Annotated in this window: 24 protein-coding genes and 1 tRNA gene; 9 read left to right on the forward strand and 16 right to left on the reverse strand. The window is 42.3% G+C overall.

Going from position 1 to position 22634, the window contains the following annotated elements:
* Positions 1–94: 94 nt before the first annotated feature.
* The 5 genes from J7K40_09160 to grpE form a co-directional block, all read right to left on the reverse strand.
* Positions 95–1318, reverse strand: coding sequence for a DNA recombination protein RmuC (locus J7K40_09160; GenBank protein ID MCD6162565.1), 1224 nt, complete (start codon positions 1316–1318; stop codon positions 95–97).
* Between the two features lie 61 nt (positions 1319–1379).
* Entirely contained in the window at positions 1380–2177 is a 798-nt protein-coding gene (locus J7K40_09165) for a hypothetical protein (protein ID MCD6162566.1), read from the reverse strand.
* Between the two features lie 242 nt (positions 2178–2419).
* Complete coding sequence (locus tag J7K40_09170; protein MCD6162567.1) at positions 2420–2635, reverse strand: Rdx family protein; 216 nt, start codon at positions 2633–2635, stop codon at positions 2420–2422.
* A 60-nt stretch (positions 2636–2695) separates the two neighbouring features.
* Positions 2696–3550 (reverse strand): ParA family protein, encoded by an 855-nt coding sequence (locus J7K40_09175; GenBank protein ID MCD6162568.1) that lies wholly within the window; start codon positions 3548–3550, stop codon positions 2696–2698.
* Between the two features lie 256 nt (positions 3551–3806).
* Positions 3807–4400, reverse strand: coding sequence for a nucleotide exchange factor GrpE (grpE, locus tag J7K40_09180; GenBank protein MCD6162569.1), 594 nt, complete (start codon positions 4398–4400; stop codon positions 3807–3809).
* A 231-nt stretch (positions 4401–4631) separates the two neighbouring features.
* Between grpE and J7K40_09185 the strand changes: the two genes are divergently transcribed.
* The 7 genes from J7K40_09185 to J7K40_09215 all read left to right on the forward strand — a co-directional run bounded on the left by J7K40_09185 (position 4632) and on the right by J7K40_09215 (position 10534).
* Positions 4632–4705 (forward strand) — tRNA-His (locus J7K40_09185).
* 21 nt (positions 4706–4726) lie between these two features.
* A complete protein-coding gene (locus J7K40_09190) occupies positions 4727–6274 on the forward strand; it encodes a histidine--tRNA ligase (GenBank protein ID MCD6162570.1) in 1548 nt (515 codons plus the stop codon).
* A gap of 253 nt (positions 6275–6527) precedes the next feature.
* On the forward strand, positions 6528–7622 hold the full coding sequence (locus tag J7K40_09195) for a squalene/phytoene synthase family protein (protein ID MCD6162571.1): 1095 nt from the start codon (positions 6528–6530) through the stop codon (positions 7620–7622).
* Positions 7623–7632: 10 nt separating this feature from the next.
* The gene (gene tsaA / locus J7K40_09200; GenBank protein MCD6162572.1) at positions 7633–8085 is read left to right on the forward strand and encodes a tRNA (N6-threonylcarbamoyladenosine(37)-N6)-methyltransferase TrmO; all 453 of its coding nucleotides are present in this window, start codon (positions 7633–7635) and stop codon (positions 8083–8085) included.
* Positions 8086–8157: 72 nt separating this feature from the next.
* Positions 8158–8871 carry an HAD family hydrolase gene (locus J7K40_09205; protein ID MCD6162573.1) on the forward strand — a complete coding sequence of 238 codons (714 nt, stop codon included), beginning with the start codon at positions 8158–8160 and terminating at the stop codon, positions 8869–8871.
* Positions 8872–9087: 216 nt separating this feature from the next.
* A complete protein-coding gene (locus J7K40_09210; GenBank protein ID MCD6162574.1) occupies positions 9088–9648 on the forward strand; it encodes a hypothetical protein in 561 nt (186 codons plus the stop codon).
* A 43-nt stretch (positions 9649–9691) separates the two neighbouring features.
* Positions 9692–10534 (forward strand): MBL fold metallo-hydrolase, encoded by an 843-nt coding sequence (locus tag J7K40_09215; protein ID MCD6162575.1) that lies wholly within the window; start codon positions 9692–9694, stop codon positions 10532–10534.
* Between the two features lie 26 nt (positions 10535–10560).
* Here J7K40_09215 and hypE read toward each other — a convergent pair whose 3' ends face one another.
* From hypE to J7K40_09270, 11 genes are all read right to left on the reverse strand, one after another.
* Positions 10561–11616: a hydrogenase expression/formation protein HypE gene (gene hypE, locus J7K40_09220; GenBank protein MCD6162576.1), complete on the reverse strand. Its 1056-nt coding sequence runs from the start codon at positions 11614–11616 to the stop codon at positions 10561–10563.
* A 16-nt stretch (positions 11617–11632) separates the two neighbouring features.
* Positions 11633–12736, reverse strand: coding sequence for a hydrogenase formation protein HypD (gene hypD, locus J7K40_09225; protein MCD6162577.1), 1104 nt, complete (start codon positions 12734–12736; stop codon positions 11633–11635).
* Positions 12733–12984, reverse strand: a complete 252-nt coding sequence (locus J7K40_09230; protein MCD6162578.1) for a HypC/HybG/HupF family hydrogenase formation chaperone — start codon at positions 12982–12984, stop codon at positions 12733–12735. The genes hypD and J7K40_09230 overlap by 4 nt, the downstream gene beginning before the upstream one ends.
* Before the next feature lie 14 nt (positions 12985–12998).
* On the reverse strand, positions 12999–15314 hold the full coding sequence (gene hypF, locus J7K40_09235; GenBank protein MCD6162579.1) for a carbamoyltransferase HypF: 2316 nt from the start codon (positions 15312–15314) through the stop codon (positions 12999–13001).
* A 40-nt stretch (positions 15315–15354) separates the two neighbouring features.
* A complete protein-coding gene (locus J7K40_09240; GenBank protein MCD6162580.1) occupies positions 15355–16014 on the reverse strand; it encodes a TusE/DsrC/DsvC family sulfur relay protein in 660 nt (219 codons plus the stop codon).
* A gap of 297 nt (positions 16015–16311) precedes the next feature.
* Positions 16312–16788 carry a hydrogenase maturation protease gene (locus tag J7K40_09245; protein ID MCD6162581.1) on the reverse strand — a complete coding sequence of 159 codons (477 nt, stop codon included), beginning with the start codon at positions 16786–16788 and terminating at the stop codon, positions 16312–16314.
* A gap of 11 nt (positions 16789–16799) precedes the next feature.
* On the reverse strand, positions 16800–18089 hold the full coding sequence (locus tag J7K40_09250) for a Ni/Fe hydrogenase subunit alpha (GenBank protein MCD6162582.1): 1290 nt from the start codon (positions 18087–18089) through the stop codon (positions 16800–16802).
* Complete coding sequence (locus J7K40_09255; GenBank protein ID MCD6162583.1) at positions 18079–18858, reverse strand: oxidoreductase; 780 nt, start codon at positions 18856–18858, stop codon at positions 18079–18081. The genes J7K40_09250 and J7K40_09255 overlap by 11 nt, the downstream gene beginning before the upstream one ends.
* 1 nt (position 18859) lies before the next feature.
* Complete coding sequence (locus J7K40_09260; GenBank protein ID MCD6162584.1) at positions 18860–19687, reverse strand: FAD/NAD(P)-binding protein; 828 nt, start codon at positions 19685–19687, stop codon at positions 18860–18862.
* A 19-nt stretch (positions 19688–19706) separates the two neighbouring features.
* Positions 19707–20174: a cyclic nucleotide-binding domain-containing protein gene (locus J7K40_09265; protein ID MCD6162585.1), complete on the reverse strand. Its 468-nt coding sequence runs from the start codon at positions 20172–20174 to the stop codon at positions 19707–19709.
* A 29-nt stretch (positions 20175–20203) separates the two neighbouring features.
* Positions 20204–21343, reverse strand: coding sequence for a 4Fe-4S dicluster domain-containing protein (locus J7K40_09270; GenBank protein MCD6162586.1), 1140 nt, complete (start codon positions 21341–21343; stop codon positions 20204–20206).
* A 64-nt stretch (positions 21344–21407) separates the two neighbouring features.
* Between J7K40_09270 and J7K40_09275 the strand changes: the two genes are divergently transcribed.
* Both J7K40_09275 and J7K40_09280 read left to right on the forward strand, forming a co-directional pair.
* Positions 21408–21560 (forward strand): hypothetical protein, encoded by a 153-nt coding sequence (locus tag J7K40_09275; GenBank protein ID MCD6162587.1) that lies wholly within the window; start codon positions 21408–21410, stop codon positions 21558–21560.
* A gap of 430 nt (positions 21561–21990) precedes the next feature.
* A complete protein-coding gene (locus J7K40_09280; protein ID MCD6162588.1) occupies positions 21991–22383 on the forward strand; it encodes a VOC family protein in 393 nt (130 codons plus the stop codon).
* Positions 22384–22634: the final 251 nt, after the last annotated feature.

The raw sequence follows: 22634 nt of genomic DNA on the forward strand, positions 1-22634 counted from the left end.
ACATAACTAATACTTTTACTGTAAAGTGGGGGAGATTTCAAGGATTATTTTTGGGGGCAATAAAACGTGGCATATTTCATGTGGATTATAAATCCTAATCATCAAAGTGGGGATAATCGAGTTTGTCGATGTCTAATTCATTATTTGCCGAAGCGGGCAAGCCTTTTTGACGGCGCAGACGTTCTATCTCATCAAGGGGTTTTTGCAGTTTGTTGGTTCGAGCGGCAACAAGATTATTATATTCTTTCTGGGCGTCTTCGATTCGTTTGCCCATCTTGCCCATCTGGGTTTTATAAAGCTCCCATTGCTTATAGAAACTATTCAATAACGTGATAATTTTATTGGCTGTCTTTTCGAGACTGAAATTATCGACAGCCTGTCTGATAATCGCCAAAATCGCAAACAGAGTCAAGGGTGAACATAGCGCAACTTTATTCTTGATGGCTTCATCTAAAACCGACCTGTCGTTTTCGTTGATAAAAGAATACACCTGCTCGTTGGGAATAAACATTATCACCATATCAATAGTATTTTCCGCCGGATTGATATATTCGCGGGAGGTGAGGATTTTTATATGCTTTTTAACGTCTCTAATGAATAGATTTTTATACCTTTGCTTATCAACATCGTTATCGGTTTCGAGAAATGACCAGTAATTATTGAATGGAAATTTAACATCCATATTAATTTTTTGATCGTTGGGCAAAACGAACGTGAAATCCGGTCGGCCGCTTTCGGTTTCCAGATTTTTCTGCTTATAATAATTGACATTTTTAATAAAACCGGCAAGATTGAGAACATCCTCTGCCATTCTCTCACCCCAGTTGCCCCTGACCTGTGTTCTAACCAGCGCCGTAGTTAGCTTGGTTGTTGTATCGGTCAGACGATTCAACTCATTGCCGGTTCCGGTTAACAGGGTTGATAATTCGCTGTATTTAGCCTGCCGCTCCTTCTCGAATTCCTTCATGAGACCGCCGACTTTATCCAGTTCTTCTTTCATCGAATCGAAAGTCTGAGAGATTAAATCTTTCTTGCCCTGAATGTCTTTAGCTCCCAGCGCCGATTGCTCAGACAAGACGTTTTTGGCAATCTCCATATGCTGTGTTAAACTTTTGCTTAATGCCTCCATTGATATCGAATCAAAAGACTCTTTTATTCGCTGAAGGAAATTATCGAGGTCTTGAAATTTATCGGTATGTACCTGCGATACTAATTCCTTAGCCAGCTTATCGGCATCGCGTTTCTGGAAGCGGTATATTATCAGGACGATAGCCGCGCCTATTATCAATCCCGTTATCAAATAGATTAATTCAGTCATTGTATGGCTGCGGCTCCTGTTATGATATTAGATACGCAATAGCATCCGAACGGTACGCCTTTCAAACCGATGAACCCTCGATAATAATCTTAATCGTGTTCAAATGGTATCGGGAAACCCAGAAATCTCCAAATTCGATAAGATATTTAGAGGAGAACCAGGCTATAAAACCCTGGTATTCGGCTTTTGTTTTTATAACGACCCTGGTCTTGTTCTGGCTGCTATCGAATATATAGTAGCCGGTATATATTTTATTAAACTTGCTCCAGGGGAATCTCTGACGGTTCAACTCTATTGTAATCCCCCGATTTAATTCGGATTGCACAACCTCGCCTATTAAAAGCCTGTCGCCGATATTGATGCCCGGCAGGTCTTTTAAAATCAATCTTGCCGGTTTGTTTCTTATTATATCGAGTATGCTGAAATTGAGGTTAATAACTCCCTCGGTCGCCAACTGTTTTATCCAGGGGTAAACATCCGCAGGCGGAGCATTTACAGTGAACGATTTGATGGTAGTGGTTCGCGCCTCCGGCAGAAATTTATCGATTGGATATCTGGCGGCAATTTCATCCGCGGTGGCGCCATAGTTAGTAATTTGAGGAACAAATATAAACTGATAAGCCGCCAAGCCAACAATAATCAATGTTAGGATAAAAAAAAAGTATGAACGGGCGGCTATCGTGGGGAAAAATATTCCGATAATCCATTTCCAGAAAAACTTAACAATCCAGGCAATTATAAGTATAAAACCGAACAGCGCCCAGAAAGCAAAAAGTTCGGGGTTGTTGGCGATTAAAAAAGCGGCGGCGACAATAACCCAGATTACTATTGAGATGATATGTTTTAAAAGAGTGAACATATTAAATAAATGCTCCTGTTATCTTATCAAAATATCTGTCAAATGGCTGCAGTTTCATTAATTAATTTGCAATAAGCTGTTCCGATTTACCAGTTTTACTCATTCAAGCCATTATATATAAAGATATAGCTGATAAAAATCAAGTTTAAACTCGGGAGAAAGCCAGCGCCGCGTATATTTGCCGCATCGGGACGCACAACATCCATAAACAATCGTAAGTTATAATCTGCAGCTTTACATTCTTATCCTATTATCTCGAATATTTCGCTATGTTCAGGGAATCTGCCCATCGCTTTTTTAGAAAAGATAAGTTTACCATCCCTGACAATCTCAAACACGCCGCCCCCTGATTTTATCAGCTCGACATTCATATCATACTTGCTCTTTAAAGCATCAGCCAGACTGGCCGCTTTCGGCAGATAATTTCATTCTGCGCAATATTCGATTGAGATATTCATTGTTTCTCCTTTAATGGCTGTTTCGAAATATTGATATGCTTAGTTATACCTGTCTAATCATTATATTTCGGTGTCCGCTGTTTGAATCCGATAATCCGATTCATTATCTGTTGTCTTCGCCGAATCAAGCAAGTCGTTTTTTAATGAGGCAATTATCGCTCTATCGTCATCAGTCAATATTTCCTCTGCCAAGGCTTTGAAATCCTCGGCGCCATAGGTGGAACCATAACGGGTAATAGCGCAGCCTAAAGACGGCGTCTCGGCAAGTCTCACGTTTTTTCTAATACAGGTTTTAAACATCAAGGGGCCAAGGTACTCGGAGGCTTTCATCTGGTCGAGAATTGATTTGGACAGGTTGGTCCGGGTATCGAACATGTTTGGCAAAATGCCGGCGATTTTCAGGTTGGGATGAAATTTACGTTTAATCTCACCCAGAGTTTCGAAAAATGGTATGGTGCTTTCGAGGGCAAGTATTTCTGTTTGCAGAGGGATTATAATCTCATCCGAGGCGCATATGGTATTTATAGTCAGAAGACCGTAGGAGGGTGCGCTGTCGATTATTATATAGTCGTACTCATCTAATGTTTTCAGTTTTTCCCGAAGTATATGCTCGCGATTGTCAAAAGTTAATAATTGATCTTCAACCGCTCGCAGGTTATAGCCCGCCGGCAAAATCCAACAATTGGTTTTGGGCCATTTGACTATCACCTCAGCAGGTTCTGTATTGTTTATAAGTATATCGCCGGTCGTATAACGGCTTTCGATTCCAGACCAGCCCGTAAGGCTTTTCTGCGGGTCCAGATCAACTAAAAGTACTTTCAGACCCAAAAGCGCTAATGCGGCTCCAAGATTAACGCTCGTTGTCGTCTTTCCAACTCCCCCTTTTAGATTAACAATACCAATAATCCTTGTCATTACCATTTCCCTTCATGAGGCTATTAAGAAGTTATCATGTTTAACAGGCTGTCATATTAGTCCTACAGCATAGGAACTAAACAGATTTAACTGATTCTACAATATTTAATTATTCGGTTTTCACTAAGTTCTACGTAATAAAAGCAGTTCAAAAAATTATATCTACTTGCTCCGTATTACTATCAAAAGAATTTTAATACCAGTACTTTGTTATTCACCTCAATTTAAAAAGCATACAGTTTCATCGGGAATTATATCAATCGCTGTTATCATCCTTGTTGTTATCGCCGGATGATTCAATTATTTTCTTAGCCACGATTACTTTGGCCGGACGCAAGACCCTGCTGTTATGGAAATATCCTTTTTGAAGTTCCTCTACAATGATGCCGTCATCTTTGTCGCTGACCTCTTTTTGCATAACTGCCTCGTGATAAACCGGGTCGAATTCTTCATCAACAGCCTTAATCTCTTTCAAGCCGCGTTTCCGAAGCGTTTCTTTCAGCTTATTTAGAATCATCTCGATGCCTTGCTTTAACGTTTTAATATCATCAGTATCCTGGTGCAAGGCTCTATCGAAATCATCGACAACTTCCAACAACTGAAAAATAAGGCTGCTTTCGGCAGTTTCGGTCAGACGGGAATATTCGCGGGCAGTTCTCTTTTTATAGTTTTCAAATTCGGCGGCTAATCTTAGATATCTGTCATTAAGCTGCTGATACTCTTCCGATTTTTCTATATCTACAACCGGATACTCGATATTGTCGCTGTTTTTATGAGCGCCGGGTTTTTCTTTTGGTTTATTATTTTCCTTATGTTCTGGTTTCTTTTTCTCTTTTTTATTTTTAGTCATCTTGCCTCGATTAAATTTTTTATTTGCTAAGTTAATTACTAAAATTTAGAGAATATGTCAAGATTATTTAAGGCGGGAATTTCCTGAAATATTTTCAACATAGCAGATCGTGTAATAAGCTCGTCTGAGGTTGTATGACCGACCTGCGATAAACTAAAAATATTTCGAGAAACACCGAAATATAATATCAGTTGACATCGATAGAAAAAGGCTTTAATTTCCTGAAAATATGCAGCTGTAGCTCAGTTGGTTAGAGCGTCTGACTGTGGATCAGAAGGCCGATGGTTCAAATCCATCCAGCTGTATTTATTTTAAAGGAATCGAATATGGCAAAACGCGCTAAAGCCCGATTGCCCAGAGGTTTTCGGGATATTTTTTCAGAGGACTATAAACTTCGCCGGCAGATGATTGAAGCAATCCGGGCAGTTTATGAAAGCTATGGTTTCGAGCCTATTGAGACGCCGGCGGTCGAGTTTGTCGAGACGCTGGGCAAATTCCTGCCCGAATCCGACCAGCCTGATGCCGGTATATTTGCGTTTAATCCAGAGGACCAATGGCTGGCTCTGCGGTATGATTTAACAGCGCCGCTTTCACGAATAGTTGCCATGTATAAAGAATTGCCGCGTCCGTTTCGACGTTATCAGGTAGGGCCGATATGGCGTCTGGAAAAACCAGGTCCCGGCCGTTACCGCGAATTCTACCAGTTCGATATTGACACTGTCGGCACCGGCTTGATGGCCGCTGATGCTGAAATATGTATGATTATGTGCGACTCGTTAGAGGCGCTGGGATTCAAGAGGGGCGAATATATAATTAAAGCAAACAATCGCAAAATCCTTGACGGCTTAATAGAAGCAGCTTTTGAAAATATCGGCAAAGAGAAACATTGCGAACAAATTAAAAAATGGTTTGAATCAGGCTCAAAAGACAAACATATAGATTTGTCTGAAATAACTCCCGAACTCATGTATAAACACAAGCTCGATATAATGCGTTGTATCGACAAACAGGATAGAATCGGCATTGATGGGGTTGTCAAGCTTTTGAAAACCGGCAGGGAAGATGAAACAGGCGATTTCAAATCAGGTTGTTTTTTGGATGATAAACAGGTATCATCGATTATTAATTTCCTCAAACTTGATTGTAAAAGCAGGGCAAGTTTTCTTGATGGCGTTGCCAATCTCGAGTTAAGCGATATTGGCAAAGAGGGTTTGAGCGAGCTTAAAGAGATTGATAAATTCCTTGCCGATGCCGGATATAATGATGATAGAATTGAATTTGACCCCAATGTCGTTCGAGGGTTGGATTATTATACCGGCCCTGTGTATGAGGCGCTATTAACTATTGAGACTGTCGATGAAAAGGGCAAGCCTATTCAGTTTGGCAGTGTTGGCGGCGGTGGACGGTATGACAATTTGGTCGAGCGGTTTACCGGACAAAAAATAATGGCAACCGGCGCATCGATTGGTGTTGACAGACTTCTTATGGCATATAAACAGCGTGTTAATGAGAAATATAAAACAGCTACATCCGTTCTGATAACAGTTATGGATCGTCCGATGCTGGCTAAATACCAGAAAATGGCAGAGGAAATCCGTCGGGCAGGAATAACCGCCGAGCTTTACCTTGGCAAGAAAGGCATCGGCGCCCAGACAAAATACGCCGATAAGCGAGGCATTATTGTGGCAGTGATTGCTGGTGAGGATGAGTTCAACAAAAACGAGGTAACGCTTAAAGACTTGCGCCTCGGCTCACGGTTGGCTGATAAAATCACCGACCGCGATGAATGGCGTAAAGACCAGCCGGCGCAAATTCAGGTATCGCGGGATAAGCTGGTTGAGGCGGTAAAAGATATTCTAAGCAGATATCAGTAAATCGCGCAGTATTTTAAAATCACAATAAATATTATCGCCATGAAATAACACACCCCTAACCCCTCTCAAGAGGGGAATAATAGATTTCCTCATTGCGTTCGTTTATCGGGTTTAAACACAGTATCTTAGGGAAAAATAGGCATCCGTGATTAAAAAAAGTGAAAAAATATTAAACTTATGGGTTGCATTAACCGTTATATTATTTTAAATATTGTTAGTTTAATGAGGAGTCGGTTTAAATTAAATATTGATAATGAAATATCCTGATAAAAATATCAAAGCTGAAAAATTTACGGCGGAAATGTTGCCCCAGGTTTCCCGGACATTCAACCTGGCAATAAAATTTTTGCCGAAAGAACTTAGCCGCTCTGTGGGGCTGGCGTATCTTTTATGCCGTATTGCCGATACTTACGAGGATTCAGACATATTAAATCCGTCCGAGAGACAGGAAATGCTTTTGAATTATGCGGCGCTTTTAGATGATTGCAATCATTACGACAAAGATTTAGTAAATAGTTTGGAAAACGCATTTGTCGATTGCAGTCAACCGCGTCAACCTGATTCAAATCAAGCCACCGCTAAAAACCTTCAATCAGCCGATGATCTTCCCAGCATAAGATTAGTTGAGAATCTGAATCTGGTTCTTTCCTCGGTGAATACTCTTCCCGCGAACCACAAAAAGCATATTTTCAACAGGGCGCAGGAGATGGCTAAGGGCATGGCTAATTATACGATGCTTGCCAGCGGCAGAGAATCGAATGTATGTTTCCTAAAAGATGAGGCTGACTGGGACAACTATTGCTACTATGTTGCCGGAACTGTCGGTCATATGCTAACCGATATTTTTTCCGATTATGCCGGTTTCTCCGATACTGCCAGAGAGAAACTTCATATATTTGGCAGGTCTTTCGGCATAGGCCTTCAGAAAGTTAATGTTTTGAAGGATGCCGTAGTTGACACTAAACGCGGAATCTGTTTTTTGCCGCAGACATTTATCGACCGTTATGGTGTCTCATTTCCTCAGTTATCTGGCACCGGTTCCAAAGGAGACCTATCAGGGCTTGTCAGCGCTGTGGTTGATGTATGCCGCAATCATTTTCAGGATTCGCTCGAATATATCAAGATTATCCCTCATAAGCAGCTTGGTTTGAGGATGTTTCTTATAGTGCCGGTTATGTTAGCTGCCGCCACGATGAGGCTGTTTTCCGATTATCCTCAGCATCTCCTTGAAAAAGGCGATATAAAACTTACCCGCAAGGATGTCTGGCGTCTTGTAAGACGGTCATTCTACTGCAAATTTTCCAATCGTCTGCTAACATATTCATTCGGGAAAATTTATCCCGGGTAAAAAGTTAATAATGGAAGATTTTAAATTTGAACCTATCGGCTATATTGAATGTCCTCAATTAAAAACTATCGATGATATTTACGATAGAAAAAAGCGCGAAAAAATCAAGGCTAAGGTTGTGCTCAACGACAAGTTCGAGGAAGCCTTAGAGGATATTGAAACATTCGATTATATCTGGTTGATTTTTATATTCAATAGAAATATCGGTAAAGGGTATAAAACAAAATTTAAACCCCGACCTGACCCCTCTGCTGAAAGAGGCCTTTTCCTAACAAGGTCGCCCTATCGGCCAAATCCGATTGGCTTGTCATGTGTAAAACTGCTCGGACATGAAAAGAATATCTTATATTTCGAGAACTCCGATATTATTGACAGCACGCCGCTATTGGATATCAAACCATATATTCCCAACAGCGACAGTCATCCCAATTTGAGAGCGGGCTGGCTTGATAAGCTAAAATGATTTTCCAATGACTCGGGATGGAAAAATACCTGTAACCTTTGACATTTACTATTAAAATCCCTATATACAGATATGACTGAAGCAATTGCGACATTTGATATAGACGGCACACTTATAAAACGAAAAAATCCCAATTTATCCACTGCCAAAATAGACGCTATCAATAATTCGATAAATAAGGTGTTTTCTATCGACAGTATTTATTACCTCGATTTAATGAGTCCCGAGATGTACGGGATGACCGACAGATCCATCCTGCGCAAGATACTCTTTAAAATTGGCATAGATAAGTCGGTTATTGACCATAAATTTGATATTTTATTTGAAGAGATTTTAAAATATTTTTTCCAGCATCGCAAAGAGATTTGCGATGATTATATTATTCTGCCCGGAATTGTTCAGCTTCTTGATGCCCTTGAAAAACGGGGAGTAAAGCTTGGCCTTGCCACCGGAAATTTATCAGAGTTTGCCTATTGGAAACTTACCGGTGTAAAACTTGGCCATTATTTCAAATTCGGCGGATTTGGTGAGGATAATGAAGACAGGAGCGGCATTATTTCTGCGGCTCTCAAAAGAGCAAACAATTGCAGCAATACCAAAGCCTGTCATTTTGGCGATACGCCTTTTGATATTGAAGCCGCGAAATCCAATAATATTTTATCAGCGGCTATTTCATCGCAAGGCGGAGGAACTTTCGATTCTAAAACGCTTGCTGATACCGGAGCTGATTTGGTTGTGAATTCATGGGGGGAGATTGACAGGATATTAGAGCTTTTTCATAAGTAAATTAAAACTCATAGACCGCCTTATATGAATTAATCTTGCTGCTAAGCATTGCTTGGTAATAAGAGGGCGTATACGCCTAAGGCGGACGACCCTATGCGCTGCTTTATTCAGAAAATAATGGAAAAAGCCTTCTATGAATTAATCCTTGACTTGTAATCGCAGATAAAATATAAATTATCAGGTAAGCATTTTATTGTAAGGAATACTTAAATCATTATGATCTCAATTCCAATAATAGTAGATGATGTTAAAAAATTGGCGGAGTTTGCCATGACGCGCTGTCTTTATTTTACTATCGATTCGGATATTCCATTAACCGGCAGTTCCATAAGAGTCAATAAGAGAAAAATATCTTTATATATGGTTGGCTTTTCTGGCATAATCAGGAAGCCGCTTGGGAGCAAACGCACTTTTTCATCATTTCAGCTTATAGATGAGCTTTTTGACACGATTGAAACAGACCCGAATTTATTTATCGACCCGAATGATATCTGGCTGCCAAACATGATATTTAGCGATTTGCCGCATGAAAGAGGCAATATCTCTCGTCTCTTTGGTTATCCGCCGCTCAAAAGAGGCAGCGTTTATCGTATCAATGGAGATATATTTACCGAGGCATATAAGTTCAGAATGGATCAGATTTCGCAGGAACAGTTCATTGATTTCTGCAAACAGGTAGTTGATTCGACATTCTATTCGGAGGTTGAAACAATAGCTTTTAATGAATGGGAAAAACATCAGATTGATGAAACAAGGAGGCTTAAAAGCCAGCAGTAGTTTCTGATGTAATTATAAAGAAAATTATCGAGATTTTTAACGTATGAGTACGCTTGAGGCAACACTAATAGATGTCGGTTGGGGCGATTCGATTTTCATTGAAGCGGATGATAACAGCGGCCAAAAACATTACGCCCTGATTGATTCCAACGATACAACATATATGCTGTCGTCGTTTATTTATCTGAAAAGATATTTCGAGAAACAAAAGATTAAGTATGCTGATGTTAAACCGGTTTTCGATTTTATCATACTTACGCACGCGCACTCAGACCATGGCCAGGGCTTAAAGAAGATATTCCGCGAATTCGGCACGAAGCATTTCTGGTATTCAAAATCGAATAATCTCGGTGTTCTTGCCGGCTTGATGAAATACAGCAACCGGTCTAAAAATGTCGAAAACCATAAAGCTGTTAATAATCATACACCGCTGCCTTTATCATCTTTGGGGGATGTCGAGATGAAGGTTTTGTGGCCGCCTCCCAACCATATAGAAAACGATGAGAACAATAATTCGGTTGTTCTGCATTTGAAATTAGGTAACGCATCAATTGTTTTATCAGGCGATGCTGAGGAAGATGTCTGGCATCAAATAGCTGACCGCATCCCATCCGACACTAAAGTATTCAAAGTGCCTCACCATGGCTCTGTTAACGGCACCTTCGACAACTCTCATAACACACCATGGTTTTCCAATTGCCCTGCTGATGCCTTGTTAGGTATAAGCAGTCATATAAGACCATACAAACATCCCCACCGTGAGGTAATCGAACTTTTTGAAAATCATAATCGAAAGTATTTCCGAACAGATCGGCATTATCATATTACGTTTCAACTACAAGACGGCAATGTTCGGGTGAAGTATTCGCATTATAATGATGTTTAACCCCCAGGGATTTTACATGCTCGGTATCAGCATATTCGCGGCAGCTGCTCGCCGCTTAGCATATCAATGATGCGTTCAACGCCAAGCCCGCTTTTCATAGTTACTAAACCCGTATCCCGATTAGTTGTTTTGCCGATTATGCAGGCGTCGGCGCTAACAGAATCAGAATGCATAATCTCCAGCGCTTTTTCTGCATGTTTCTTCGGGATAAAAGCTATAAACCTGCCCTCATTGGCTATATATATCGGCTCAAAGCCAAGTATCTCGCAAGCGGCTTGAACCTCCTCGTCAACCGGTATGGAACTCTCATCAATTTCAATTTTATAACCGGAGCCTTTGGCGATTTCAACTAACGCAGAAGCCAGTCCGCCGCGGGTTAAATCTCTCAGGCAATGTATTTCAACTCCCGCATCAATAAGATTCATCACGCAATTTCTTAGCGGTGCGCAGTCGCTCTCTATTGTCGTTTCAAAAGACAACCCCTCGCGTTTCGCCATAACGGCAATTCCATGACGGCCTATATCGCCGCTGAGGATAATAATATCTCCGGCCTTTATGCTCGATGGGTCAATAGTCAAAGCATGTTCGATAATACCGATACCGGCAGTATTGATAAACACGCCATCGCCTTTACCTTTATCTACAACTTTAGTGTCGCCGGTTATTATTCTGACTCCTGCTTCTTTGGCAGTCCGGCCCATAGATATGGCTATTTCCCAGAGCGTTTCTATAGGCAGCCCCTCCTCTAAAATGAAGCCAGCGCTAAGATACAATGGCTTTGCGCCGCACATTGCCAGGTCGTTAACCGTGCCGTTAACCGCCAGCGTTCCGATATCTCCTCCGGGAAAGAAGAGCGGGCTTATAACATACGAATCCGTTGTGAAAGCCAGCTTGCCGGCGCCCGGATTAATAACCGCCCCATCATGTTCTATTTCAAGCTCCGGATTTTCGAATGACTGCTTGAATATCCTGTCGATTAACTGATGCATTAATTTGCCGCCGCCGCCATGGGCTAATAGAATGTTGGGGTAATCAGATATTGGTACAGGGCAATTTAAGTTTAGTTCATTATACGTTTTCATAATTGTCGCTCTTGGTTTATTGATTTTGATTGCTTATAACTTTTCGATAGCGATAATAGGCGGCGCAGGCTCCCTCAGAGGAAACCATAGTGGCGCCTAATGGATTTTCAGGCGTACAGCGTTTGCCAAAGGCTTTACACTCCGGCGGCTTTTTCAGGCCCTGTAGGATAAGCCCGCTTATACACTCCGCCGATTCTTTGCTATCGAGACCGGAGATATCGAATTTGTTCTCAGCATCATACTCTGTATATTTATCAGCCAGCGTCAAACCGCTGTCGGGAATTTCTCCTAAGCCGCGCCAAGTGCGATTGACCACCTTATAGACTTCTCTCATTAATTTCTGAGCTTGTATATTTCCTGCTCTTTGCACTGCGCGCGCGTATTGATTTTCGACAAAAGCTCGACCTTGTTCAAGCTGAATTATGTTCATATGAATGCCCTGCAGGATATCTAACGGCTCAAAACCCGTTACGGTGATGGGAACCTTATACTTTAAGGCTATCTTTTCATATTCGGCGAATCCCATTATGGTACAGACATGGCCGGCCGCTAAAAATCCCTGAACCTTGCCTGCCGGTGACGATAATATCGTTTCAATAGCTGGCGGAATCAATACCTGAGCATTCAATATCGAGAAATTTGATAACGCCAACTGCTTGGCTTGATAAACAGTCATGGCATTAGCCGGCGCGGTAGTTTCAAAACCGATGGCAAAGAATACCGTCTCTTTTGATGGATTATTTTGAGCTATTGTTAACGCATCCATAGGCGAATATACTACGCGGATATCGCCGCCCTCCGCTTTTGCCGATAAAAGATTCTTGACGCTGCCCGGCACTCTGAGCATATCACCGAAAGAGCAGAAGATAACATCATCATTCAAGGCTATCGTGATTGCTTTGTCGATAATATCTATAGGCGTAACACACACCGGACAGCCGGGCCCGTGAAGCAGAGTTATTTTATCGGGCAGTAGTTGGTCGATGCCATGCTTCAAGATGGCGTGTGTCTGCCCGCCGCAAACCTCCATGATTGTCCAGGGCTTGGTAGTTATCCGGGTGATTGCCTCAGCATATTTTAAAGCGGCTTGAGAATCACGGTATTCATCGAGATACTTCAACGATTATCATCCTCAAGTTCAATTTTAGAGATTTGATCAAGGTAGTCAAATACTGTTTCCGCTTCTTTTTCATCAACGATGTTTATAGCAAAACCGGCGTGGACTATCACATAATCGCCAATTTGCGCTTGCGGCACATAAGCCAGATTTGTTTCCTTAATCACTCCTCCGAAACTAACCTTGCCCGCTGCCATCAAAGATTCGCTATTTTCAATACTGATTATTTTACCTGGTATTGCCAGACACATTTATCTAATCCTTATCATTTAATATTTAAAGATGCAGCAAGCTGACCCAGACATATGCCGCCATCATTCGGCGGTATCAGGTGATGCCAATATGGCTGAAACCCGGATTCAATCAATCGGGCAATCGTCCGCTCGGTTAAATATTTATTTTGGAAACAGCCGCCGGTCAATAAGACTTTTTTCTCGCCTGTATTTGCTGCTATGGCTATTATCATTTCCGTTAGCGTATTATGGAATATCCTTGAGATTTCTCCTGTCGGTTTCAGGTTATCCAAATCGTCGATGATTTCAAGTATCATCGGTTCCCAGTCTATAATATATGATTCATTCTGCTTTTTCAATGCGAACTTGTATGCATCGTTTGTGCCATATTTTTCCGCTTCAAATTCAAGCTTCATGGCTGCTTGTCCCTCGAAACTAATGCGCGGTCCGAGTTTTAGAATAAATGACACTGCATCAAACAACCTGCCGGCACTGGATGCAACAGGTGCGTTTATTTTTCTTTCGAGCATCTTTCGCAGGATTTTCAATTCGTTTTGATTGAAGGCATCGGCAATAATATGTTTCCTGTCGTCGAAAATATTATCTCCGAATATTTCATACAGCAAACCCAGTGCCGACCGGCGCGGTTCATTAATCGCTTTTTCATTTCCGGGAAGCCTGAATGTTCGCAGATGCGCAGTTCGAGAAAACGAATCTTTGCTGATTGTTAAAAACTCGCTGCCCCAGATTGTGCCATTGAGACCATAACCAGTGCCATCCCAGACCACGCCGAGCGCCGGCCCTTCAATATCATTATCAATCAAGCAGGAAAGAGCATGGGCATAATGATGCTGAACTTTTAACTGCGGTATGTTCATATCGGAAATATAACTTGATGAATAATAATCCGGATGTTTATCGCAAACAATAGTGGTCGGCGTAAAATCATAAAGGTTTGCAAGAGACCTTATTACATTCTTGAAAGTATTGCATGATTGACTATTTTCCAGATCGCCTATATGCTGGCTGATGAAAGCCTGATTGCCGATTGATATAGCAATACTGTTTTTTTGATGAGCACCAACTGCCAGACGGGGAGGGATTTTATCGGTTAATGGAATAGGCAACGGCGCATAACCGCGAGCGCGGCGCAATATCAATTCGCGCCCCATCATTACCCGCACGATGGAATCATCAACATGATTGACAATAGGACGATTGTGAACCAAGAATATATCGGCGATGCTCCCCAAGCGGCTTAACGCTTCATGATTATCAATGCATAACGGTTCATCCGAAAAGTTGCCGCTGGTCGCTACTACCGGAAACCTTAGTTCAGCCATCAGCAGATGATGCAATGGCGTATAGGGAAGCATTATCCCAAGATAGGGGTTATTCGGCGCAGCAAGGGCAGAAACACCAGCCGGACTTTCAGCGGCATTATGTTTTCTCCTCAACAGCAAAATAGGTGATTCCGGCGAACTAAGTAGTTGGCGTTCCAGTGCGGAAGTTTCGCAGTCGGATGCAGCCGTGTCCGAGTCGGGATACATCAGGGCAAATGGTTTTTCCATACGGGCTTTTTTATACCGGAGACGGGCGACAGCTTGTTCATTTCTAACGTCAACAATAAGCTGAAAGCCGCCTAATCCCTTTAGAGCTATTATCTCGCCGTTTCGGATAGCATCGCAAGCATTAAGCAAGGCTTCATTATGAGATGCTAAAATACTTCCATTCTTGTCCCACAATTCAAGGCGCGGCCCGCAATTGGGACAGGCATTAGGTTGAGCATGGAACCGCCGATTGAGAGGGTCTTCATATTCAGACCGGCACTCATCACACATTGTAAAAGTTTTCATCGTTGTATTTGAGCGGTCATAGGGGAGAGCTTCAATAATGCTGTATCGCGGCCCGCAATTCGTGCAATTGGTGAAAGGGTATTGATAGCGCCGGTTGTTTGGATCGAATATATCATGCAAACAATCTGAGCAGACAGCAATATCAGGCAAGACCAAAGCGGTTTTCTCACCTGATAGTTCGCTTTCTTTTATTGTGAAGCCATCATATCCAACCGTATCGGCAATTTCATATTTAACGCTTTTTATTAGCGAATGCGGAGGGCTTTCAGTTTGAGCGCGAGTTAAAAATTCATTTAATGTTTCAATGTTTCCTTCAAGTTCTATTACTACCCCCTGCGCAGAGTTGCTAACCCATCCCGGAATTTTAAGCTGCGTTGCCAAACGATAAATAAAGGGGCGGAATCCTACCCCCTGAACAGCGCCCTGTATCCATATTTTCAAACGGCAATTTTTCTTCTTTTCCCCTGATAGTATTTTTATATCTATAGACATTTTCTTGTTCACTTTGAATCTTCAAAGCTGCGAATGCAGGTTATCTCACTCGCAAGCCGGCGATCTTTACTGCGCCTCTATGATACCCATCCGGAAACAACCGTTCCAGCTCTTCCAAATCGATGTGGTTTTCTTCACAGGTCTCATAGACCGTGGGAACATCATTGTTGTCATTAAAATATTTGCGAAGAAACATTATAATTTGCCAATGCTTGTCGGTCAGTTTGCCGTTTGGTATTTTCATATCATAAGCTCTGCAGGCGGCATAATATTCATTCCATTCATTGGGGTTCAGCAAGAATCCGCGCACATCAACAGCGTATGTCTTCTCAGCGGCTAATAAGTTATGATTCTCAGTAACCAATTGTGATTCATTATCCCCAATATACCCCTCTTTATAGGTAATGCCTGCAAGTTTACAAGCGCCTCTAAGATATCCACTGGGGAAAAGCCTTTTTAGATTTTGGAGATTCAAGCCGTTTTTTATGGAAACTTCAAAAACAAGAGGGCATTTCCCTGTTTCCTTGAAAGTATTGCGAATGAAATAAATAATATCCCAGTGTTCCTTCGTTAAACTATGGATTATTTTAGCTCCTATAGCCATTCCTTCAGCATAATTCTCATCCCAATGATTAAAGTTTATTAGAAAATCTCTTGAATCTACTTCATAAGACTTATTATTGTAAGTAAAGGTACCCATACTGACTCCTTATTTAAGAACCGCCAATTTTATTCAAGGTAGTACTCCTTTAATACTATCAACTGATTTATTTAATATATTTTACCGTTTCAATGCTGTCAAGTTAATGTATCGGATTTCTCACTCTCCGCCGCGGCGGAGAACCAGACCTACCTTAAATCTGCTTTTAATCATAGATTTTGCAGTTGATATTTTAGCAGTAAATTTAACTTGTCATACATAAGTGGGGCGTATTGCATACGTTCTCTTTTTTTCAGACGAGCCTACAGACTGCCTTTTTTTAATCTGCTTTCAATTTCATTGCTTGGAAATATTATTTATTTCCTTCTCAATTAGATCAATAACTTCATAAGCGGCGCTTTCAACTTCCGGAGTTAGGCCGATTCCAGCTGAAAAATCAATACCCTCTATGCCGAAGACAATTAACGAATCGGGGATTTCCCCCAAGCTTTTAGCCAATTCTATCGATTCGACTAAGCTGATTGAATGAGTTGAATATCCGGTAAATATCTCGCCGGGAATCGTCTCATTCAAAGCGTCAAACCTATAAACTGTTCCGGATTTGGCTGATGAAATGACTGCATCTATAATGAAAACCGCATTATCATTCGACCATATATTCATAAGAGCCGCACCATCGCTGACACCATCAATCACTTTAACATCATCAAGCTTCATCGCTTTAATTTTTTCAACAGTATATAATCCGACTCCATCATCTTTTCGATACTTATTACCCAATCCTATAACTAGTATAGAATTATTTATTTTCATGGTTAGTCCGTTTAATCGCGGTTAATATTAAGTTTTAAAAAATGACAGGAACAAGATATGCAGGGATCATAGTTGCGAACCGCCTGTTCGCATTTCCAAGTAAGGTCTTCCTTGGATAGGTCGAGATGTTTGGGGACAAAAGCCATCAGGTCGCTTTCGACAGTTTTTTGATTTTGCGAGGTTGGCGGGATAATTCTGGCATCCCGAATAACACCGTAATCATCGATTTTGTAATGATTATACAGTAGTCCACGGGGAGCCTCGGAACAGCCATAACCTACGCCCGCCCTTGGAGCGACTTCAATGAAAGGCTTGTCCGGCATCTCGTAATTTTCGATAATCTTTATAGCTTCCTCGCAGGCAAAAAGCGTCTCGACACTTCGCACGATAATACTTTTAAAGGGATTATTGCATGTCTTTGAAAGCCCGGCTTTCTTAGCAGCCTCCTGAGCAATCGCGGGAAGCTTATCGAAATTGAGGCTATAGCGCGCCATCGGACCGACGAAATAAGAACCGCGTTCTTTAATAACCGCATGAAGCGAGGTTGAATGTTTCACATGTTCTTCTTCAAAATGATTAAGGAACTCGCTAATATTAATATCCAAGCCCTTGCTTGAAATTATCTGCTCGCCGATAAGCGGATACTCATCCGGGTGGCAAGTGGAAACGAATTCATAATCCTGCTCAAAATCGGGGAACGGCAAGGTTGAAACCCAGCGAACCGTTTCAAGCGAGGCATCCCTGGCCCATTTTAAAGATTCTAATATAGCGCTTAGCTTCTTTTTGGTTGGGACTTTATAGAAACCGCCCACCTTGACGCTTACAGGATGAATCTCCCGTCCGCCCAAAAGTATAATCAGGTCATTGCCGATTTTTTTCAGCTTTAACCCTTGCTTTACGACATCCGGATGATCCTTTGACATCAAGATAGCATCCTGATAGCCGAGAAAATCGGGGGCATGCAGCATGTAGATATGCAAGGCATGGCTTTCAATCCATTCGCCGCAATATAGCAAACGCCGCAGTTCGCGAAGCTGGCCATCCACCTTGACTCCGCATATGCTTTCCATAGCATGAACTGAACTCATCTGGTAGGCGACCGGACAGATGCCGCAGATACGAGCCGTAATATCCGGTGCTTCCGTGAATTTTCTGCCGCGCAGGAAAGCCTCAAAAAAACGAGGCGGTTCAAATATCTTGAGCTTGGCGGATGTAACCTTGTCGCCTTTTATTTTGATATCTAACCCGCCTTCACCCTCAACACGAGCTAAGTAATCTACTTTTATAGTTCTACTTTTCATGGGCTTCGCTCTCTTTCCTGAATGGCTCTGCGTAAGCATTGAATCCTCTTAAAGCCCTTATAATGTCATCTTTACTAACGCCCAGTTTGCTGTAACAATTGCTGAGCGAGCTGGTATTAGGGGTTTCTTTCGGGCCAAAACAGCTGTAACAACCGCGATTAAACGAGGGACAAATCGCATCGCATCCGGCTTGTGTTACCGGTCCCAAACATGGAGTTCCATGAGCCACCATCACACAGACATTGCCTTTTCTTTTGCACTCCATGCACAAGCTGTAGGAGGGAATATTAGGTTTTCTGCCGTTTAGCAAGGCGCTTATAAGCTCAACCAACTGATATTTATTAATCGGACAGCCGCGCAGCTCGAAATCTACGAAAACATGGTCGGCTATCGGAGTCGACTTGTTTAACGTTTTGATATATTCCGGGTTTGCATATACTATAGAGATAAATTCATTAACATCTTTGAAATTTCGCAGGGCTTGAATGCCTCCCGCTGTGGCGCAAGCGCCGATAGTAACAAGAATCTTTGAGATTCGGCGGATTTTATGAATGCGTTCCGCATCATGAGGTGTAGTTATCGAACCCTCCACCAATGAAAGGTCATACGGGCCTTTGGCAATTGCCCGCGAGGCTTCCGGGAAATTTGCAATATCAACAGCGCCGGCAACCGTTAGCAATTCATCCTCGCAATCCAAAAGACTTAACTGACAGCCGTCGCATGAAGCGAATTTCCAAACAGCAAGCTTTGGTTTTCGTATTGGAGTCATATTAAATTTCCCGTTTCAAATATATGTCTTTAATATAATCATAACAATAAACCGGCCCGTCCTTGCATATAAATTCCGACCCCATCTGGCAATGACCGCAGAGACCTATACCGCATTTCATATTTCTTTCCATTGAAACATAGATTCGGTCATCGGAGATGCCCCTTTTCTGAAGCGATAGCGCCGTGAAACGCATCATAATTTCAGGTCCGCAAACCATGGCGATTGAACTCAATGGATCAAAGGGGGCTTTACCTATCAGGTTGGTTACAACTCCGACATTGCCTTTCCAGTCGCCGGCAGCGCGATCGACAGTGATATGGGTTTCTATATCAAACCGCGACCGCAGCTTCATTAATTCCTTACGGAAAAGGATGTCATCGGGCGTTCTGGTTCCATATAAAATCACGACTTTTCCGTATTCTTCTCTATGCGCCAAGACATGATATACAACCGGACGCAATGGCGCCAAACCTATGCCGCCCGCCACTATTACAACATCATAGCCGTAAGCTTTCTCTGCCGGCCAGCTTGTGCCATAGGGACCGCGTATGCCAATGGAATCGCCGGTTTTTAATTTCCACATCGCCTTGGTAACATTTCCGACAGCTCGCGTCGTATGCACCAATATATTTTGTTTGCTTGGGTTGCCGCTAATAGAAATCGGCACTTCACCCACTCCAAAGACATAAAGCATATTGAATTGCCCCGGAGTAAATGAATGATTTTTGACTCGACCCTTGGGAACCAACTCCATCGTGAAAGTATCATGGGTCTCCTTAATCACCCGTTCAACAAGATAGGGCTGAGTCGACATCGGGTCGGCCATAAGAGCCTCGCTGGACGAATTATTCTTCTGTTTGCGGGCCATAAATATCCATTAACTGCAGTCTGGTAGCATTCATCCGTTCGGCTATCACCAGTGCGAATCGTTTCATTATCTCATAACCAAAATCGTGGTCATCATCACATTTTCCTCTGAGGCATTTGCCGTCAAGAGCAACTGCCCGAGTCATCTCTAAAGCGCGGGCATCAAAATGCCAGTGATAAGGGGGCACCAGCCATGACCATCCGGTTACCTCCCCTTCCTTTCTGGTTTGAATAACAACTGCTCCCTTTTGTGGAATGAAAGTTTCGATATTTACTTTGCCCTGACGAATGAAATAGAACGAGTTGGCTTCCTCTCCCTCGCGAAATAAAAATTCGCCGGGTTTGAAGACAACATTTGACGCACAACCGGTGAGCAATTTGATATGCCGGTCTGCAAGCCCCTTAAGGAAGGGCTGTTCCACTAATACTCGCTCAAGCATTTCCATCTTCTACATCCTTTTTATAAATGGACGCATCATTTATTGATTTCGCTTTCTTCAATAATTGAAGCTTCTTCGGTTATATCTATACCTGCAGGACACCACGTGATGCAGCGTCCGCAGCCTACACAACCCGACATGCCGAACTGGTCGTGCCAGGCGGCTAATTTATGCATCATCCATTGACGGTAGCGGGACATCGGTGAAATACGGATACTGCCTCCGGCTATATAGGAGAAATCTAAAGTAAAACATGAATCCCATACACGCCGCCTTTGAGCTATTTGCCCTGACAGATCGGTAGTATCCTCTATGGTAGTACAGAAACAAGTAGGGCAAACCATAGTGCAATTACCGCAGGTAAGACACCGCGCGGCTATTTTTTCCCAATAAGGATTTTCAAAATTGCGCTGAAGCAGATTTTTAATTCCTGCGGCGTTTAGCTTGCGTCCCATATTATTAGAAGCATTTTCCACTTTCTTGTCGGCGGCTTCAATTTCTTTATCGCCGGCAGGATTACAGGGAACTTCTTTTAGTATTTCAGCGCCAGCCTCAGAGCCAACTTCGACAACGAAGTAATGGCGACCCTTTTCAATAACCTCAGTCAGAGCCAGGTCGAAACCCGTAATTGCTTTTGGTCCGGTATTCATTGATACGCAAAAACAGGTGCCGCTAGGATGAGTGCAGTTAACAGCTATGATGAAAACATTATCGCGGCGTTTCTTGTAGGATGGGTCGGCATAAGGTCCATCGAGGAATATCTTATCATGAATAGCAATGGCATTAAGTTCGCATGAGCGAACGCCAATAAATGCCCGCTTTGGAACCTCTTCATTATTCTTTATAATTTCAAAACCGCTTTTAGTCTTTCGAGCCTCCCACAATTTTTGCACAGGCGGATAAAGATATTTCTTCCATGAATGAGGGCTAGATGCATAACCGAACAAGGACTTGTCATCACTTTTTGTCAGTCGGTAACTAGCGTTATCTTGCTGGTCATGGAATCCGATTGGAAGTTCATCAAGCGATGAAATAGCGTCATAGACAACGGCATTTTCACTAACAATAGGTCCGATAATCTCATAACTTTTTAGAGATAGAACCTCAACGATTTTGTTCAGGTCGTTTCTGAGTGTAACGAATTTGGGTCTTTTTTTGAAATCAGCCGCTTTCATTGTGAAACCTTTCACAAACCTGTGAAAAAATTTAACGGCTTTAACTGATTTTGTCAAGGAAATAATGAAGAAATTAGAATATATTTTATACAGCCGCATCCCGACAATAATCCACGGTGAGACTGATGAGTCCGCTTGTGGCGGATGCCGCCTGCGTGATTGTTTTCTCGCTGCCAATCGGTACTTGGTAACAAGAGAGGTTGTTGACAAAAAGTAATATAGGGATATATTTCAACACCATGGAAATAGTCGGGGCTATTAAGTTTTAATTATTAACCCGGATTTTGCAGTAGAACTACAAATAAATTATTCGGAATCTTGTTAAACATTTAGCATTAAGAACACACCCCCAACCCCTCTCAAGAGGGGAATAAATCAATAAAGGCACACGAGGACATGTGCCGCCCAATCCAACCTTTCTCAAGAGCAGAGTAATATTTGCGTTAACACGTCATATGATTATGCAATTTAAAGTCCCCGCCGCGGCGAGGGAATGACATTATTATAGTATCCGCCTAAGGCGGACAAAAGGCCGGATAGTAGTGATTTGATTTGTTTCTATATCTAAACTAATGCCGAAAATAACTTGATTTATCTCGCAGCTAAACTATCATTAATGTATAATGCAACATTAAAGGAGATTTAAAATGATTAAGAAAATAAGTCAGGTTATTGTCATGGTAGAAAACTATGATAAGGCTATCAACTGGTACTCTGAAAAGCTGGGGTTTGAACTTCATCGCGATATACCATTCGGCGAGGGTCAACGCTGGGTATCGATGTTACTGCCGGACGATAAAGGCGTAGAGCTTGCCTTAGTACGAGTCGATAGCCAAAAGAAGCTTGATAGCGTAGGCAATCAAACTGCCGACAATGTATTTTTAGTGGTTGAAACTGACGATTGCAAAGGCGATTATGAAAAACTGAAAGCTAAAGGAGTGGTATTTCATAGCCAACCAGAGCAGATGACTCGCGGTATTGAAGTCATTTTTGAGGACCTTTACGGCAATAGAATTAATCTGCTTCAAGCTGTCGAATAGAATCTTTGCTAACAGGTTGACAGGACAGCGGCAGGTCGGGTTCCGGCTCGCCGAAGGCGAGGAGAAACACGGCATTTCGAATTTGATAAACGAATTGCTAAGAGAAAGAGAATTTATCACTACTGTCCGGCCTTTTGTCCGCCTTAGGCGGATGCTATAATGATGTCATTCCCACACTGCCCGCGTCATTCCCACACTGCCCGCGTCATTCCCACACTGCCCGCGTCATTCCCAACACCGTCCGCGTCATT

The organism is Candidatus Zixiibacteriota bacterium (assembly GCA_021159005.1).
Classification (GTDB): Bacteria; Zixibacteria; MSB-5A5; order UBA10806; family 4484-95; genus JAGGSN01.

Excerpts from the sequence above, each read along its gene's own strand:
- tsaA (MCD6162572.1), top strand. The coding sequence starts at position 7,633 with ATGGAAGATTTTAAATTTGAACCTATCGGCTATATTGAATGTCCTCAA.
- J7K40_09205 (MCD6162573.1), top strand. The coding sequence starts at position 8,158 with ATGACTGAAGCAATTGCGACATTTGATATAGACGGCACACTTATAAAA.
- J7K40_09175 (MCD6162568.1), bottom strand. The coding sequence starts at position 3,550 with ATGACAAGGATTATTGGTATTGTTAATCTAAAAGGGGGAGTTGGAAAG.
- hypF (MCD6162579.1), bottom strand. The coding sequence starts at position 15,314 with ATGTCTATAGATATAAAAATACTATCAGGGGAAAAGAAGAAAAATTGC.
- J7K40_09210 (MCD6162574.1), top strand. The coding sequence starts at position 9,088 with ATGATCTCAATTCCAATAATAGTAGATGATGTTAAAAAATTGGCGGAG.
- J7K40_09250 (MCD6162582.1), bottom strand. The coding sequence starts at position 18,089 with ATGAAAAGTAGAACTATAAAAGTAGATTACTTAGCTCGTGTTGAGGGT.
- J7K40_09245 (MCD6162581.1), bottom strand. The coding sequence starts at position 16,788 with ATGAAAATAAATAATTCTATACTAGTTATAGGATTGGGTAATAAGTAT.
- J7K40_09270 (MCD6162586.1), bottom strand. The coding sequence starts at position 21,343 with ATGAAAGCGGCTGATTTCAAAAAAAGACCCAAATTCGTTACACTCAGA.
- J7K40_09230 (MCD6162578.1), bottom strand. The coding sequence starts at position 12,984 with ATGTGTCTGGCAATACCAGGTAAAATAATCAGTATTGAAAATAGCGAA.
- J7K40_09160 (MCD6162565.1), bottom strand. The coding sequence starts at position 1,318 with ATGACTGAATTAATCTATTTGATAACGGGATTGATAATAGGCGCGGCT.
- J7K40_09255 (MCD6162583.1), bottom strand. The coding sequence starts at position 18,858 with ATGACTCCAATACGAAAACCAAAGCTTGCTGTTTGGAAATTCGCTTCA.
- J7K40_09275 (MCD6162587.1), top strand. The coding sequence starts at position 21,408 with ATGAAGAAATTAGAATATATTTTATACAGCCGCATCCCGACAATAATC.
- hypE (MCD6162576.1), bottom strand. The coding sequence starts at position 11,616 with ATGAAAACGTATAATGAACTAAACTTAAATTGCCCTGTACCAATATCT.
- grpE (MCD6162569.1), bottom strand. The coding sequence starts at position 4,400 with ATGACTAAAAATAAAAAAGAGAAAAAGAAACCAGAACATAAGGAAAAT.
- J7K40_09195 (MCD6162571.1), top strand. The coding sequence starts at position 6,528 with ATGAAATATCCTGATAAAAATATCAAAGCTGAAAAATTTACGGCGGAA.
- J7K40_09215 (MCD6162575.1), top strand. The coding sequence starts at position 9,692 with ATGAGTACGCTTGAGGCAACACTAATAGATGTCGGTTGGGGCGATTCG.
- J7K40_09240 (MCD6162580.1), bottom strand. The coding sequence starts at position 16,014 with ATGGGTACCTTTACTTACAATAATAAGTCTTATGAAGTAGATTCAAGA.
- J7K40_09265 (MCD6162585.1), bottom strand. The coding sequence starts at position 20,174 with ATGGAAATGCTTGAGCGAGTATTAGTGGAACAGCCCTTCCTTAAGGGG.
- J7K40_09190 (MCD6162570.1), top strand. The coding sequence starts at position 4,727 with ATGGCAAAACGCGCTAAAGCCCGATTGCCCAGAGGTTTTCGGGATATT.
- J7K40_09165 (MCD6162566.1), bottom strand. The coding sequence starts at position 2,177 with ATGTTCACTCTTTTAAAACATATCATCTCAATAGTAATCTGGGTTATT.
- J7K40_09280 (MCD6162588.1), top strand. The coding sequence starts at position 21,991 with ATGATTAAGAAAATAAGTCAGGTTATTGTCATGGTAGAAAACTATGAT.
- J7K40_09260 (MCD6162584.1), bottom strand. The coding sequence starts at position 19,687 with ATGGCCGACCCGATGTCGACTCAGCCCTATCTTGTTGAACGGGTGATT.